This window comes from Lysobacter sp. A286, from assembly GCF_054052105.1.
Genome location: NZ_JBSVRJ010000001.1, coordinates 890,963 through 906,318, shown reverse-complemented (window position 1 = coordinate 906,318; position 15,356 = coordinate 890,963). Strand labels below are relative to the sequence as shown.

The following is a 15,356-nucleotide window of genomic DNA, read 5'->3' as shown; positions in this document are numbered from 1 at the left end:
TCACGCGGTGACTCGAGGTTCTTGTTGCGTTAAAAGTGCGCGCGCCTGCTCGGCGTCACGGTGCATCTGCGCGGTCAGCGCTGGCAGGTCATCGAACTTTTCCTCGTCGCGCAGCCTGGCGACGAATTCGACCTCGATCCGGTGACCGTACAGGTCGCGGTCGAAATCGAACAGGTGGGTTTCCAGCAGCGGCTCGATGCCGTCCACCGTCGGCCGGGTACCGAGGCTGGACACGGCGGGCAGCGGCGCCTCGCCGATGCCGTGCACCCGGGTCGCATAGATCCCCGACAGGGCTGGGGTCTTGCCGGCAAAGCGGAGGTTGGCGGTCGGGTAACCGAGCGTGCGTCCCAGCCGGGCACCGCGCACGACCCGGCCACCGATCGAATAAGGCCGTCCGAGCAGGCGCGTGACGGTGGGGAAATCGCCGGCCTGCAACGCTTCGCGGATGCGGGTGCTGGAGACCCGTTCGCCATCGAGCAGGACCGGCTCGATCTGGCCGGCAACGAACCCCTGACCGGTCTGGGCAAGCTCGGCGCCCATCCGTTGCAGCAGGGCGAGATCACCGGCGCGACCCTTGCCGAAGTGGAAGCCCGGGCCGACCCAGACCTCGTCCACTGCCAGCAGCTTGACCAGCACTTCGCGCACGAAGTCCTCGGCGCTCATCGCCGCCAGTTTGGCCTTGAAGCGCAGCAGACCGACCTGGTCCACCCCGAGGCAGAACAACCCCTCGGCCTTGGCCCGCGGCGACAACAATCGCGGCGGCGGGTCGCCCCGGGCGAACAGCTCACGCGGCAGCGGCTCGAAGCTCAGCGCGACCGACGCCACGCCAAGCGCGCGCGCCCGTGCCACCGCGTGGCGCACCAGTACCCGATGCCCCAAATGCAGGCCATCGAAGGCGCCGATGCAGACCACACTGCCGTGCGGGCATCGGGGCCCGCCGTCGACGTCTCTAAACAGCCTGCTCATCGGCGCAAGTATAGCCGGCTCGCGGCGATACCCTCTCTATTGCCGCAGGTGCCTCGGGCGCAGCCCGGCGATCAACAGCACCACGCCATAGGCACCGGCGCCGGCGGCGATCACGGCCAGCAGCCAGATCCAGCGCCACAATCCGCGCATCGCGGTCCAGTCGCCAATCCACTCGCGCATCAGCACCACGACCACCGCCATCGCCACCAGCCCCAGGCCGATGCGCAGCAACCAGCGACCCCAGCCCGACTGCGCCTGATAGACGCCGTCGCGGCGCAGGTAGCGCCAGAGCAAGGCGGCGTTGATGATGCCGGCGATCGCGGTCGCAGCGGCGATGCCGGCGTGGGCGAACGGCACTCCCATCCACCACAACGGGGTCACCAGCGCGATCGTCAGCAGGACGTTGGCGATCACGGTGATGATCGCCGCGCGCATCGGCGTCCGGGTGTCCTGGCGCGAGTAGAACGCAGGCAACAGGACCTTGCTGAGCATGAAGGCGGGAATGCCGATGCTCATCGCGGTCAGTGCGTAGCTGACCATCCGCGTGTCTTGTGGGGTGAACGCGCCATAGCGGAACAACGAGGCGGTCAGCGGCTCGGCCAGCAGCGCCAGGCCCAGGGCGGCAGGCAGGCCGACCAGCAGCACCATCCGCAGGCCCCAGTCGAGCGAACGCGTATACCCGTCGGTGTCCTTGTCGGCGTGATGGCGCGACAGCTGCGGCAGGATCACGGTGCCAATCGCAACCCCGAACAAACCCAGCGGCAGCTCGGTCAGCCGGTCGGAGTAATACAGCCACGACTGGGCGGCGGGCACCAGCAGCGACGCGAACACGGTACCGACGAGCAGGTTTACCTGGGATACCGACGAGGAAAAAATCGTCGGCAGCATCAGCTTCATCACCCGCCGCACGCCCTCGTGGCGCAGGTTGAACTTGAACCGTGGCCGCAGCCCCAACCGCCCCATCGCCGGCCACAACACCAGCATCTGCAGGATGCCGGCGATCAGCACGCCCCAGGCCAGCGCCTTCTCCGGCACGTCCAGGTAGCCGGCCAGAAACAACATCGCGCCGATCATCGCCAGGTTGTGCAGCACCGGGGTCAACGCCGGCAAGCCGAACTGCTTGAAACTGTTGAGCACTGCGCCGGCCAGCGCGGTCATCGAGATGAACACCAGGTACGGGAAGGTGATCCGCAGCATCTGCGCGGTCAGTGGTATCAGCTCCGATTCGCTCGGGTCGGCGAAGGCGAGAAACAACCTGGCCACCCACGGCGCGGCCAGGATGCCCAGGCCGCTGACCACCACTACCACCGCCAGCAGCGCGCCGGCAACGTGGTCCAGGAAGTCCTGCAGCGCCTCACCGTCGCCTTGCTGCTTCAGCTCCGACAACAACGGCACGAAAGCGGAGGCAAACGAGCCTTCGGCGAAGATCCGGCGCAGGTAGTTGGGGATCCGGTAGGCAACCACGAACGCGCTGACCGCCGGCCCGGCGCCGAACAGGCTGGCCTGGAGCCAGTCGCGCAGGTAGCCGGCAATGCGCGAGATGAACGTCATCGCACTGAATACGGCGGTGGAGCGCAACATGCCGCTTTGCCGGCTGCCGCGGCCGGGCGCAGGCATGTTCAATGCTGGCTCCTTTTGTTGACGCAAGCCACTGAATCCCCCATACTTTCAGGTCTGATTTTCCGCCGTACCATATTCTCTCTTACCCGCAGCAATCAATTTTTCAGGAATACACAGTGGCAAACATCAAGTCCGCCAAGAAGCGCGCCAAGCAGACCGTCGTGCGCAACGCCCGCAACGCGAGCCAGCGCTCGATGCTGCGCACCTCCGTGAAGAAGGTGCTGAAGGCCCTCGGCGAGAACGACGCCGCTGCCGCCGAGGCCGCCTACAAGGTTGCCCAGCCGATCCTCGATCGATTCAGCTCGCGTGGCCTGATCCACAAGAACAAGGCCGCCCGTCACAAGAGCCGCCTGACCGCCCGCATCAAGGCGATCAAGACCGCTGCCTGAGTCGGGTTGCCCTTCCGGGGCAATCAAGCCGCATGAAGAAACCCGGCCCAGGCCGGGTTTTTTCATGGGCGATCGAAATACGGCGAGCAGGCAGACGCGCAGGTCGTTTCCACGAAAGCCCGGGGCTTCAACCGACGGCATCATTGTTGACATTGGCTTCCGCCACGGCTTCAGCTTCAGCGGCTGCCTCCAGCGCATCGGCTTTCTGGCGGTCGAAGAACGCCATGATGTCGAGCATGATCGGCCAGGTGCCTTCGCGGCCAATGGCCGATGCCAGGAACCAGCGGCCCTTCCAATCCAGCTCGTCGACAATCGCCTTTACCGTAGCCTCACGCTCCTCTTCCAGCAGCAGGTCGGACTTGTTGAACACCAGCCAGCGCGGCTTGGCCAGCAGCTGCGGGTCGTGCTTTTCGAGCTCGCGCTCGATCGCGCGCACCTGTTCGGCGGGACTGATCTCCACCCCGCCTTCCATTGGCGCAACGTCGACAAGGTGCAGTAACAGGCTGGTGCGCTGCAGGTGGCGCAGGAACTGGGCGCCCAGGCCGGCACCATCGGCGGCGCCCTCGATCAGGCCGGGGATGTCGGCGATCACGAAGCTGCGGTACTGCTCCACGCTGACCACGCCAAGGTTGGGATACAGGGTGGTGAACGGGTAATCGGCGACCTTGGGCGTCGCCGCCGAGACGGCTCGGATCAAGGTGCTCTTGCCCGCGTTGGGGAAGCCCAGCAGACCGACATCGGCCAGCAGCTTCAACTCCAGCTTGAGCACCCGCTCCTCGCCCGGTAGCCCAGGCAGCGCCTTGCGCGGGGCGCGATTGACCGAACTCTTGAAATGCATGTTGCCCAAGCCACCCTGCCCGCCCTTGGCGACCAGCAGGCGATCGCCGTGGCTGACCAGGTCGCCGATGGACTCGTCGGTCTCCACGTTCATCACCACGGTCCCGACCGGGACGGTGATAACCAGATCCCCGCCGCCCTTGCCATACATTTGCCGGCCCCGGCCGTCCTCACCGCGTTCGGCGCGGAACTGACGCTGGTGGCGAAAATCGACCAGGGTGTTGAGGTTCTCGTCGGCAACGACCCAGACACTGCCGCCGGCACCGCCGTCGCCACCATCGGGGCCGCCGAGCGGGATGTACTTCTCACGGCGGAAACCAACGCAGCCGTTGCCGCCGTTGCCTGCTGAGACCTGGATTTCGGCTTCATCGACGAGTTTCATGCAAGACCTCGGTAAATATCTGGATGATGCGATTGCACGGTGGGCATCGGATACCACGGTGCCCGGGACAACAAGATATCCCGGAAACGAAAAGCCCCGCCGCAGCGGGGCCTTTCACGGGTGACTCGTCACCAGGTCAAGCCGTGGCCTGACCGGCGTGGGTCACGCCGAGATGACGCTCACGGTGCGGCGCTTCTTCAGCCCCTTCACCGAGAAATCAACCTTGCCATCGACCAGCGCAAACAGCGTGTGGTCGCGGCCCAGGCCGACGCCCGGACCCGGATGGAACTGGGTGCCGCGCTGGCGAATGATGATGTTGCCGGCATCGATCGCCTGGCCACCATAGATCTTGACGCCGAGGTATTTCGGGTTGGAGTCGCGGCCGTTGCGGGTCGAGCCTCCGGACTTTTTATGTGCCATGGCTGCTGCTCCTTACTTCTTGTCGCCACCGGCAATGCCGGTGATCTCGATTTCGGTGTAATGCTGACGGTGACCCATCTGCTTGCGGTGGTGCTTGCGGCGACGGAACTTGACGATGCGGATCTTGTCCGCACGGCCGTGGCCGATGACCTTGGCGCTGACGATGGCACCCTTGAGCGCATCGCCGAGCGTGGTTTCGCCCTCGCCATCGCCCAGCATCAGGATGTTGTCGAGCTTGATCTCGCTGCCGGCTTCGGCTTCGAGCAGTTCCACGCGCAGGGTCTCGCCCTGCATGACGCGGTATTGCTTACCGCCGGTGACTACTACTGCGTACATGACCAGTTTCCTCTGTAGTTATTTTTGGTCCTTGCCATGCCGTCGAGGGCAGACAGAAGCGGAATTGTAGGCCCTTCAGGGGGTTGCGGCAACCCGTACCGTCACTGACCTGCTGGATGAACCGGACAGGCACAAATCCACCGTGGTTCTTCGGTTTCCACGATTTGCCCCCATTTCAAGCACTGGCTACGCTTACCGGTTCGCCGGCTGCGCCGACGGCCTTCCCCCATTTTGCAGGTCTTTCGATGGCGATGGAATTCATCAGCATCCGCGGTGCGCGGACGCACAACCTCAAGAATGTCGATCTCGATTTGCCGCGCGACAAGCTGATCGTGATCACCGGCCTGTCCGGCTCGGGCAAGTCCTCGCTCGCGTTCGACACCATCTATGCGGAGGGCCAGCGTCGCTATGTCGAATCGTTGTCCGCCTATGCGCGGCAGTTCCTGTCGATCATGGAAAAGCCCGATGTCGACCTGATCGAGGGCTTGAGTCCGGCGATTTCGATCGAGCAGAAATCGACCTCGCACAACCCGCGTTCCACGGTTGGCACGATCACCGAGATCTACGACTACCTGAGGCTGCTGTATGCGCGCGTGGGCACGCCGCGATGCCCCGACCACGGCTACCCGCTGGCCGCGCAGACCGTCAGCCAGATGGTCGACCAGGTAATAGCGCTGGGTGCGGATCCCGCCACTGCCGAACAACGCTACATGCTGCTGGCGCCGGTGATCCGCGAGCGCAAGGGCGAACATGCCCAGGTGTTTGATCAGCTGCGCGCGCAGGGTTATGTCCGGGTCCGGGTGGATGGCCAGTTGCACGAGATCGATGCGGTGCCACCGTTGGCATTGCGCGGCAAGCACACCATCGAGGCGGTGATCGACCGCTTCCGCCCGCGCGAGGACATGAAGCAGCGCCTGGCCGAGTCCTTCGAGACCGCGCTGAAGCTGGGTGACGGGATGGCCCAGGTGATGTCGCTGGACAACACCGATGCCACACCGCTGCTTTTCTCCTCCAAGTACAGCTGCCCGGTGTGCGAGTACTCGTTGCAGGAGCTGGAGCCACGACTGTTCTCGTTCAACTCGCCCGTCGGCGCCTGCCCGACCTGCGATGGCCTGGGCATGGCGGAGTACTTCGACCCAGCCCGGGTGGTGGTACATCCCGAGCTGGCGTTGTCGGCCGGCGCGGTGCGCGGCTGGGACCGCCGCAATGCGTATTACTTCCAGTTGATCCAGTCGCTGGCGAAGCACTACCAGTTTGACGTCGAGACGCCCTGGAACCAGTTGAGCGAAAAGATCCGCCAGGCGGTGCTGTTCGGCAGCGGCGACGCGACGATTTCGTTCACCTATCTGACCCAGGCCGGCAGCCGCCACCAGCGCAAGCATCGCTTCGAGGGCATCGTCCCAAACCTGGAACGGCGCTACAAGGAAACCGAATCGTCGGCGGTGCGCGATGAGTTGAGCAAGTACATCAGCGAGCGCGCCTGCACCGATTGCGGTGGCCAACGGCTGAACCGCGCGGCGCGCAATGTATTCGTCGACGGCCACGCCCTGCCCGAGATCGTGGTGTTGCCGATCGACGAGACCCTGGCCTTCTTCAAGCGCCTGCACCTGCCAGGCTGGCGCGGCGAGATCGCGGTCAGGATCGTCAAGGAAATCGGCGACCGGCTGAAGTTCCTGGTCGATGTCGGACTGGATTACCTGACCCTTGAGCGCAAGGCCGATTCGCTGTCCGGCGGCGAGGCGCAGCGGATCCGCCTGGCATCGCAGATCGGCGCCGGTCTGGTCGGGGTGATGTATGTGCTCGACGAGCCGTCCATCGGCCTGCACCAGCGCGACAACGAGCGTCTGCTGGGCACGCTCACCCGCCTGCGTGACCTGGGCAACACGGTGATCGTGGTGGAACACGACGAGGACGCGATGCGGTTGGCCGACTACATCGTCGACATCGGCCCGGGCGCCGGGGTGCACGGCGGCGAGGTGGTCGCGAAGGGCTCGTTCGAGGACATCATGGCCGCGCCACGCTCGCTGACCGGGCAATACCTGAGCGGCCGCAAACGCATCGAGATCCCGGCCAAGCGGCATAAGCCGAACCCGAAGCAGATCCTGCACCTGCGTGGCGCCACCGGGCACAACCTGAAGGATGTCGACCTGGCGATCCCGGCCGGCCTGCTGACCTGTGTCACCGGGGTGTCCGGCTCGGGCAAGTCGACCCTGATCAACAGCACCCTGTACGAACTGGCCGCCACCCAGCTCAACGGCGCCTCACGCACGGTCGCGCCCTACCGGTCGGTGGAGAACATGGACTTGTTCGACAAGGTCGTCGACATCGACCAGTCGCCGATCGGCCGTACCCCGCGCAGCAACCCGGCGACCTATACCGGCCTGTTCACGCCGTTGCGCGAACTGTTCGCGCAGGTTCCCGAGTCGCGCGCACGCGGTTACGCGCCGGGACGTTTCAGCTTCAACGTGCGCGGTGGGCGCTGCGAGGCCTGCCAGGGCGACGGGCTGATCAAGGTCGAGATGCATTTCCTGCCCGACGTGTACGTGTCCTGCGATGTGTGCAAGGGCAAGCGCTACAACCGCGAGACGCTGGAGATCCTCTACAAGGGCTACAGCATCAGCGACGTGCTGGCGATGACGGTGGAGGACGCGCTGGAACTGTTCGACGCGATCCCGTCGATATCGCGCAAGCTGGAAACCCTGATCGATGTCGGCCTGAGCTACATCAAGCTGGGCCAGTCGGCGACCACGTTGTCGGGCGGCGAGGCGCAGCGCGTCAAGCTGTCCAAGGAGCTGTCGCGGCGCGATACCGGACAGACGCTGTACATCCTCGACGAGCCAACCACCGGCCTGCACTTCCACGACATCGAGCATCTGCTCGCGGTGTTGCACCGCCTGCGCGATGACGGCAATACGGTGGTGGTGATCGAACACAACCTGGACGTGATCAAGACCGCGGACTGGATCATCGACCTGGGACCCGAGGGAGGCCATCGCGGGGGTACCATCCTGGCTACCGGCACGCCCGAACACATCGCTTCGCTGGAACACTCCTACACCGGCCGCTTCCTGGCCCCGATGCTGGAGCGATCGCGGGCGAATGACGAGGCGGCCGGCACTCTGCCCAAGGTCACCTCGACCGGGCCCAAGACCCGCAGGAAGAAGACTGCCGCATGAGCGATAACGACGGATCCAGAAGCACCCCCGGAAAGCCGGGCAAGGTTGAGCAGCCGGCCAAGCCGCGCAAAGCTGCGGCGAAATCGGCTGCAACAAAGCCCGCTTCAGAAGCAGCGGTAAAACCGGCATCGGGCAAACGCGAACCGGCGAAAACCGCGACCTCAAAAAAGCCCGCCAAGCCGGCGGCGAAAAAGCCCCGTGCCGAGCCGAAACCGGCAGCGACGAGCACAATCGAAACCAGCGCCGCACCCTCCCCGCGCGGACTGATCCAGGTACCGATGCCGGTGCGCTGGCGCGACCTGGATGCGTTCAACCACGTCAACAACTCCAAGTACCTCAGCTACCTGGAGGAAGCGCGCTTGCAGTGGATGCTCGGCGTGCCCGGCCAGGGCATGGACGACCATGTCGCCCCGGTAGTTGCCGCCGCCCAGCTCAACTACCGTCGCCCGATCACCTGGCCGGCACAGGTGTCGATCGAACTGTTTGTCGAGCGGCTGGGCAATACCAGCGTGACCGTCGGCCATCGCATCGTGGATGCCCAGGACCCGCAGATCCTGTATTGCGACGGCAACGTGGTGATGGTGTGGATCGACCGCGACAGCGGCCAGGCCGCCGCGCTGCCCTCGAGCGTGCGTGAGGCCTGCCAGGCCCAGTAGGTTCCAGACGTCTGTCGCCCGGCTGGCGCAACCTGGACTTGATCACCTGGACTTGATTACCTGGACTTGCTTACCTGGAACAGGCCGCGCACCTGGGTGCCATCTTCCAGTCGGAAGTCGATCACGACCGTATCGTCGGCCTGCAACGGCGCGTGCGGATCCATCAGCATCAGATGCAGGCCACCGGGCTCGAGGCTGGCATGATCATGCGCAGGAATTACCAGCTCCGGCATCGCGCGCATCTTGCTGATGCCGTCCACGATGCGCGTCTCGTGCACCGATACATCGGCAAACGCCGGACTGCTGGCGGCAACGATCTTTGCTGGCGCGTCGCAAGCGTTATCGATGGTGCCAAACCCGGCCAGCATCGGCATCGAAATGGGTGGCAGACGCACCCATCCTGCGGTTACTACCGGGCTGCAATCGGCGGCGATAACCGGCGGCGTGCTGAACGCAGTTGCCAATAGGACAGCGGCGAGGGGGACGCGGAGGGGCTTCATCGGCTTATGATACCAACAGGTTGATTCCGGAGTTTCCGATGCACCGCACCCTATCGTTGCTCGTCGCCGCCTGCGCGCTCGCCGCCTGCTCCCAGGATCCCGCGCCCAGTGGCGCTGATGCGCTGCCGGTGGCGCCACCGGTCGTGCCCGCCGACAAGGACGCCGCCGCCGCGGAAGCCGGCATCACCCAACTGAGCATCTACAGCGGTGCCTACGACGCACTCGCCGGGACCGGCCAGGCCCATGCCGGCATGCCCGGCTACGCCTTGGTGGAGCGGCCGCTGCATTACACGCTCACCGAAGGATTGAATTCGATCTCCGCCACCAGCGTGCCACCGTCGATGGACGTGGAGGCTGCGTTGTTGCGCCCCAAATCGACCGGCGTCTCGATAACGTCACAACGCTACATTGCCGGTCTGGAAAGCACGCAGGATGTCATCGCCCAGATGATCGGCCACCGAATCGTGGTCGAACACACCGCCGGCAACGCCAAGCAGACCGATACGGGCGTGTTGCTGGCCGCCAATGCGGGACTGACGCTGGCAATGGGCGATGGCCGGGTCAAGGTCATCAGCGACTACGACAACTTCAGCGTGCTCGACGGCACCCGCCTGTTTCCACAACAGGCGGAACTTCGATGGACGGTGCGGGCGCAGAACGCCGGCGACGCCGACTTCCTGCTCAGCTATCCGATGGGCGGGATGGCATGGCGCGCCGAATACGTGGCGACGCTGGACCCTGCCGACGCCCCGGGCTGCAAGCTGGCGCTGGATGGCGCCGCGATGGTCATCAATCGTGCCGGCGTGGGTTTCGCCGATGCCCGGCTGACCCTGATCGCGGGGGAACCCAACCGGGCGCCGCTGCAGACCCAGCACTATGCGCGACGCAGTGTCGCTGAGGACACCATGGCCCTCGTCGCTGCGGCACCGATGCCTGAGCAGCGGACATCGGGCGAGTACCACGCCTACCAACTGCCCGATACCGTCAGCCTGAGCGACGGCGGAACCGAGCGCTTCCCGTTGTTCGCCCACCGCGCCGCGATCGCGTGCGAGCGCGCTTACGTGGTCGATGCCGGTGGACAGCAATGGCAGCCACCAACACCGTTGATCCAACCCGATCGCCACGGCCAGACCGGCACGCTGCCGGTCAACGCGACAGTATCGGTGGACAACACCGAGGCGGCCGGGTTGGGCCAGCCCCTGCCCGCCGGGCGGATCCGGGTATTCGATGGCGCTGATTTTCTTGGCGAGTCGATGCTGCAACACACGCCCGCCGGGGCCGACATCCGGCTGGAAGTCGGCAAGGTGTTCGACCTGACGGCCAAGCGGGAGGCCACGGATTTCGAGCTGGACCGGGCCGGCCGCACGATCACCGAGTCGTTCGCCATTGTCCTGGGCAACGCCAAGAAGTCCGATGCGACCATCGAGGTGGTGGAACAACTGCCGCGGTGGAGCGATTGGGAGATTGTTGCCAGCAGCGTACCCGCGACCAAAAAAGACGCCAACCACGTCGAGTTCCAGGTACCGGTTGCGGCCGGTGGCGAGAGCCGATTGACCTATACCGTCCGCTATCGATGGCGCGCCGGGGACAACCCTTGACCCTCATCGAGCGCGTCGAACACGGCAACATCATCGAGTTGAAGCTCGCCCGGCCGCCGGTCAATGCGCTGGAGCCGGGCCTGTGCCGCGAACTGCTGCACGAGCTGAATGCCGCCGTCACCGCTGTGGATATCCACGGCATCGTTCTGTCCGGCCAGCCGAAGATATTCTCGGCCGGCCTGGACGTGCCCTACCTGCTCACGCTGGGCGATGACCGGGGCGCATTGACCGATGCGTGGCAGGCGTTCTTCGGCGTCGCCCGGGCACTGGCCTCGTGCCCGATACCGGTGGTGGCGGCGATCTCCGGCCATGCGCCTGCCGGTGGCTGCGTATACGCACTGTGCTGCGATTACCGGGTCATGGCCGCCGGCGATTACCGCATCGGCCTCAACGAGACCCAGGTCGGCCTGATCGCCCCGGAAGGTGTCCAGCGATTGCTGCGACGCGTGGTCGGCCCACACCGCGCCGAGCGGATGCTGGTCGCCGGCGAGATGGTCGACGCGGCGCGCGCGCTGCAGATCGGGCTGGTAGACGAGCTGGTCGCAATGGACCCGGTCAACGATCCCGATGCCGTCAGCCGACGTGCCCGCGAATGGTTGCAGACCCTGCTGGTGCTGCCGCCCGAAGCGATGCGACACACCCGCCAGATCGCACGCGCCGCAGTGATCGAAGCGCTGCAGCCCGAACACATCGAGCTGGAGCGCTTCGTCAACGCATGGATGGAGCCCGGCACCCAGGCGGCATTGCACGCCATGGTCGCCAAGCTCAAAAAGTAACCCAGGGAAGAACTACTCCTGTCATTCCCGCGAAGGCGGGAAGCGCTCCACAACAGCCCAATGGGCTGGTCATCTATGGGCGTTACGTGCCGAACGATCAAAGTCCATGGATCCCCGCCTTCGCGGGGATGACGAGTTGTCCGGGGTTTTCGGGGTCCGGGGTTTTCGGAGATGACGAGTCGTCCGGGCCTCTCCTAGCGGGCTTCACCCTGGGCAATCGGGCGCCTGGGATCCTCGATCCAGCCACTCCACGAACCGGTGAACAACCGTGCACCGGGAAGGCCAGCGAGTTCCATCGCGAGCAGGTGGTGGCAGGCGGTGACGCCGGAGCCGCACATCGCCACCACGTCCTGCGGCGTCCTGTCGCCCAGCAAGCCGGCGAACTCGGTTGCCAGTTCCGCGGCCGGCTTGAAGCGACCATCACGCAGGTTTGCACTGTAGGGGCGATTGATCGCTCCGGGCACATGGCCGGCGACCTTGTCGATCGGCTCCACCTCGCCGCGAAAGCGCTCTGGCGCGCGCGCGTCAAGCAGCATGCCGCCCTTGGCCAGATGCGCCTGCAGCTGCGGGGCGTCGAGCAGGCGATTGCGGTCGAACTGCGCGACGTAGCGGCTCGGTTGTATCTCGGGCAGGCCGGACTCGGTCGGCAGTCCCAGCGCGATCCAGCCGGCCCAGCCACCGTCGAGCACGGCCACGTCGCGGTGACCCAGCGCGCGCAGCAGGAACCAGGCGCGTGCCGCCGACAGCGCGCCGTCACCAGCGTCGTAGATCACGACCTGACCGGTCGGTTCGACACCCCACGCGCCCAGTCGTGCGGTGAAATCCGCAGCATCCGGCCATGGGTGGCGGCCACCGGATTTTCGATGGTCGGACAGGTCGCGGTCCAGGTCGGCGAATCGTGCGCCCGGGATATGCGCCTGTCGGTATGCCGCTTCGCAGCCGGCCGGATCGGCCAATGACGAGCGCGCGTCAAGCACGATCACGTCGTCCCGATCCAGTGCCGCCGATAGCGCCTTGGCCGAAACCAGCGCCTGCCACCTTGGCGCGCTTCCGCCACGACCCGAATGCGTGCTCATTTCACGTTCTCCAGCCGCTGCCGTAGATTCAACAGGATAAACGCGGTGGCGCCCCAAATCCGTCGCGCTGGATAGCGATACTCGTGGAGCAGGCGGGTCCGCCCTCGATAGTCGACCTTCAGATCGACCAGGTTGGCCGGATCAAGCAGAAAATCCAGTGGCACCTCGAAGACTTCGGCAACCTCACCCGGGTCGGGGCGGATCACGTGGACCGGGTCGATCACCGCCACCACCGGCAACACCCGGAAGCCGGTGATGGTCAACAACGGATCCAGCAAGCCCAGCGGTACGATCTGGTCGGCGCCGACACCGATCTCCTCACCGGTCTCCCGGATCGCCGCGGCAATGGCGTCCTGGTCCCCGGCCTCCACTCGTCCGCCGGGAAAGGCGACCTCGCCACCGTGATGACGCAAGGCATCCGTGCGCAGGGTCAGGATGACCTGGGTCGCGTCGGGTCTTGGTACCAAGCCAACCAATACCGCCGCATCCGCATGCACGGCCGAAGCCGGAAACAGGTCGGACAGCCCTTCCTGGTTCCAGCACGGACCCGTGGGTGGCGCCGCCAGCGGGTACAACGCACGCTCCAGGCGAGACGCCTCGGGCAGGCGGGCGACCAGGGGCGATCGGTTCATCCCTGCCCGGCTTCGCGCAACGGCAGCACGTCCTCGATCAGCCGCAACCGCTCGTCATCGCCCAGCGTCGACCAGCGCGCGATCTCGTCGCCGGTGCGGTAGCAGCCTTCGCACCGGCCATGCTCGTCCAGGCAACACACGCCGGTGCAGGGACTGAGCATGACGGGGAAAGGGGCATTCATGGCAGCTCACTCATAAAAAAATCGCGCCGGGCAAGCCGGCGCGACGGAGACTACGACTTGCAGAAGCACCTGAACGTACTGCTCCAGTGTGTATTACTTGACGCCGACCAGCTTGATCTCGAACTGCACGGCCATGTTCGGCGGGATCCCGCTACGTGGGTCCGCACCGTAGGCCTTGTCGGACGGGACGGTGACTTCCCACTTGGAGCCCGCTGGCATCTGCTGCAGCACTTCACGCATGGCCGGCATTTCGACTTCGCTGAGCTTCATCGCCGGCATGGCACGGGCCTGTGCGGCTTCACCCTGGGGGCGCTCGCCCCACGGGAATGGACCGGCGACCAGCAATTCCACGCTGCTGGCGGCGGTCGGCTTGGCGCCGTTGCCGCTCTCGATCACCCGGTACTGCACGCCGCTGGCCAAGGACTTGACGCCGGACTTGGCCTTGTTCTGGGCGATGAAGGTATCGCTCTTGGTCTTGTTCTCACCGGCGAGCTTGTTCCACTCCGCCTGCGCCTGCTGCGCGCGCGCTTGCTGGCGTTTCTGGAAATTCTCGAACACCGGGCGCAACTGGTCGGCGGGAACGGCCGGCTGGGTCTTTGCCATGGCGTCCTGCAGGCCCTTGGCCACGGACGCAGAGTCCAGTTGCTCCCCCGACGCTGCGAGTTGGGCAAAATCATTGCCCGCGTCATAACCCAACGCGTAGCTCAACTTACCTTTCTCGGATGAGATGTCCTGCGCGAAGGCTTGGCCCGCGGTCAGGGTCAGGGCCGCTACGGCGACCGCAATCAAACGCAACTTCATTCGGTAAAACCTCCGGTGATGGCGCGAAGCGGCGACACCGCCCCGATAGGATGCCCGTATCGGTCAACAGCCCCGATAGGACGCGCTAGGATAACGACGCCAGCGCTTAACCGCCACTGACGAACAAATCAGACCGCACGCTGGGTTTGCAAGTTCCATTGGCCACTGTAAACGACCCTTCACCGGAAAACGCCGTTCATGTCAAATGCTCCTCCGCCCGATTCCATTGTCACCACCGCCGACCACGACGCGGTTCGCATCATCACCGTCAATCGCCCGGACAAACTGAATGCGTTGAACGCGGCGACGCTGGACGCACTGCACTTGGCGTTTGACGCGGCCGCAGACGATGCCGGCGTGCGCTGCGTGGTGCTGACCGGCGCTGGCGGCAAGGCGTTCGTCGCCGGCGCCGATATTGCCGAGATGAACGGCCTGACGGCGGTCCAGGGCCGTGACTTCTCGCTGCGGGGACAACGACTGATGCGACGGGTGGAGAAAATGCCGAAGCCGGTGATCGCGATGATCAATGGCTTTGCGCTTGGCGGCGGCCTGGAACTGGCGATGTGCTGCCACCTGCGCATCGCCGCCGATACCGCCAAGGTCGGTCAACCCGAGGTCAATCTTGGCCTCATTCCCGGCTTCGGCGGCACCCAGCGACTGCTGCGGCTGGCCGGCCGGGCCGCGACCATGGAGTTGTGCCTGGTGGGCGCGCCGATCGACGCGACGCGGGCGCGTGAACTGGGCATCGTCAATCGCACTGTGGCCGCCGCCGACTTGCTGGCCGAAACAATGAAGCTGGCCGCACAGCTGGCCGCGTCGGCGCCGCTGGCACTGCGTGGGGTGATCGACTGCATCAATGTCGGCGGCGAGTGCGGGATTGAAGAAGGTTTGGAGTACGAGACTGCGCAATTTGGATTGATGTTCTCCACCGACGACATGCGCGAGGGCACCAGCGCGTTCCTGGAACGCCGCAAACCGGCGTTCCAGGGCAGCTGACAACTCATGGCCG

Annotated in this window: 14 protein-coding genes and 1 pseudogene; 6 read left to right on the top strand and 9 right to left on the bottom strand. The window is 65.4% G+C overall.

Annotated elements, in window-relative coordinates; all coding sequences use genetic code 11:
• Entirely contained in the window at positions 1–966 is a 966-nt protein-coding gene (locus ACW7G0_RS04310) for a bifunctional riboflavin kinase/FAD synthetase (protein WP_456987851.1), read from the bottom strand.
• 36 nt (positions 967–1,002) lie between these two features.
• Positions 1,003–2,583, bottom strand: a complete 1,581-nt coding sequence (gene murJ, locus ACW7G0_RS04305) for a murein biosynthesis integral membrane protein MurJ (protein WP_456989448.1) — start codon at positions 2,581–2,583, stop codon at positions 1,003–1,005.
• Positions 2,584–2,702: 119 nt separating this feature from the next.
• Here murJ and rpsT point away from each other — a divergent pair, with 119 nt between their 5' ends.
• Positions 2,703–2,975: a 30S ribosomal protein S20 gene (gene rpsT, locus ACW7G0_RS04300; RefSeq protein ID WP_456961846.1), complete on the top strand. Its 273-nt coding sequence runs from the start codon at positions 2,703–2,705 to the stop codon at positions 2,973–2,975.
• Between the two features lie 127 nt (positions 2,976–3,102).
• Here rpsT and cgtA read toward each other — a convergent pair whose 3' ends face one another.
• The 3 genes from cgtA to rplU all read right to left on the bottom strand — a co-directional run bounded on the left by cgtA (position 3,103) and on the right by rplU (position 4,950).
• Entirely contained in the window at positions 3,103–4,194 is a 1,092-nt protein-coding gene (gene cgtA / locus ACW7G0_RS04295; RefSeq protein WP_456987850.1) for an Obg family GTPase CgtA, read from the bottom strand.
• Positions 4,195–4,356: 162 nt separating this feature from the next.
• Positions 4,357–4,614, bottom strand: a complete 258-nt coding sequence (rpmA, locus tag ACW7G0_RS04290; protein WP_456961848.1) for a 50S ribosomal protein L27 — start codon at positions 4,612–4,614, stop codon at positions 4,357–4,359.
• Between the two features lie 12 nt (positions 4,615–4,626).
• A complete protein-coding gene (gene rplU, locus ACW7G0_RS04285) occupies positions 4,627–4,950 on the bottom strand; it encodes a 50S ribosomal protein L21 (protein WP_456987849.1) in 324 nt (107 codons plus the stop codon).
• A gap of 245 nt (positions 4,951–5,195) precedes the next feature.
• On the opposite strand from rplU, the gene uvrA reads away from it, so the two are divergent.
• Positions 5,196–8,126: an excinuclease ABC subunit UvrA gene (gene uvrA, locus ACW7G0_RS04280; RefSeq protein ID WP_456987848.1), complete on the top strand. Its 2,931-nt coding sequence runs from the start codon at positions 5,196–5,198 to the stop codon at positions 8,124–8,126.
• Between the two features lie 278 nt (positions 8,127–8,404).
• Positions 8,405–8,782: an acyl-CoA thioesterase gene (locus ACW7G0_RS04275; protein WP_456989447.1), complete on the top strand. Its 378-nt coding sequence runs from the start codon at positions 8,405–8,407 to the stop codon at positions 8,780–8,782.
• Between the two features lie 56 nt (positions 8,783–8,838).
• Here the strand turns inward: ACW7G0_RS04275 and ACW7G0_RS04270 are convergent, their stop codons facing one another.
• Positions 8,839–9,282, bottom strand: a complete 444-nt coding sequence (locus tag ACW7G0_RS04270) for a copper chaperone PCu(A)C (RefSeq protein ID WP_456987846.1) — start codon at positions 9,280–9,282, stop codon at positions 8,839–8,841.
• A gap of 38 nt (positions 9,283–9,320) precedes the next feature.
• On the opposite strand from ACW7G0_RS04270, the gene ACW7G0_RS04265 reads away from it, so the two are divergent.
• Both ACW7G0_RS04265 and ACW7G0_RS04260 read left to right on the top strand, forming a co-directional pair.
• Positions 9,321–10,880: a DUF4139 domain-containing protein gene (locus ACW7G0_RS04265; protein WP_456987844.1), complete on the top strand. Its 1,560-nt coding sequence runs from the start codon at positions 9,321–9,323 to the stop codon at positions 10,878–10,880.
• A complete protein-coding gene (locus ACW7G0_RS04260) occupies positions 10,877–11,656 on the top strand; it encodes an enoyl-CoA hydratase/isomerase family protein (RefSeq protein ID WP_456987843.1) in 780 nt (259 codons plus the stop codon). Before ACW7G0_RS04265 ends, ACW7G0_RS04260 begins: the two co-directional genes overlap by 4 nt.
• Positions 11,657–11,850: 194 nt before the next feature.
• Here the strand turns inward: ACW7G0_RS04260 and ACW7G0_RS04255 are convergent, their stop codons facing one another.
• From ACW7G0_RS04255 to ACW7G0_RS04245, 3 genes and pseudogenes are all read right to left on the bottom strand, one after another.
• Positions 11,851–12,732, bottom strand: coding sequence for a sulfurtransferase (locus tag ACW7G0_RS04255; RefSeq protein ID WP_456987842.1), 882 nt, complete (start codon positions 12,730–12,732; stop codon positions 11,851–11,853).
• Positions 12,729–13,546 (bottom strand): annotated as a pseudogene (locus ACW7G0_RS04250) (NUDIX hydrolase). Before ACW7G0_RS04250 ends, ACW7G0_RS04255 begins: the two are co-directional and overlap by 4 nt.
• A gap of 93 nt (positions 13,547–13,639) precedes the next feature.
• Positions 13,640–14,347, bottom strand: a complete 708-nt coding sequence (locus ACW7G0_RS04245; protein WP_456987841.1) for an FKBP-type peptidyl-prolyl cis-trans isomerase N-terminal domain-containing protein — start codon at positions 14,345–14,347, stop codon at positions 13,640–13,642.
• Between the two features lie 198 nt (positions 14,348–14,545).
• Between ACW7G0_RS04245 and ACW7G0_RS04240 the strand changes: the two genes are divergently transcribed.
• Positions 14,546–15,343 (top strand): enoyl-CoA hydratase/isomerase family protein, encoded by a 798-nt coding sequence (locus ACW7G0_RS04240; RefSeq protein ID WP_456987840.1) that lies wholly within the window; start codon positions 14,546–14,548, stop codon positions 15,341–15,343.
• The last annotated feature ends 13 nt before the right edge of the window (positions 15,344–15,356 follow it).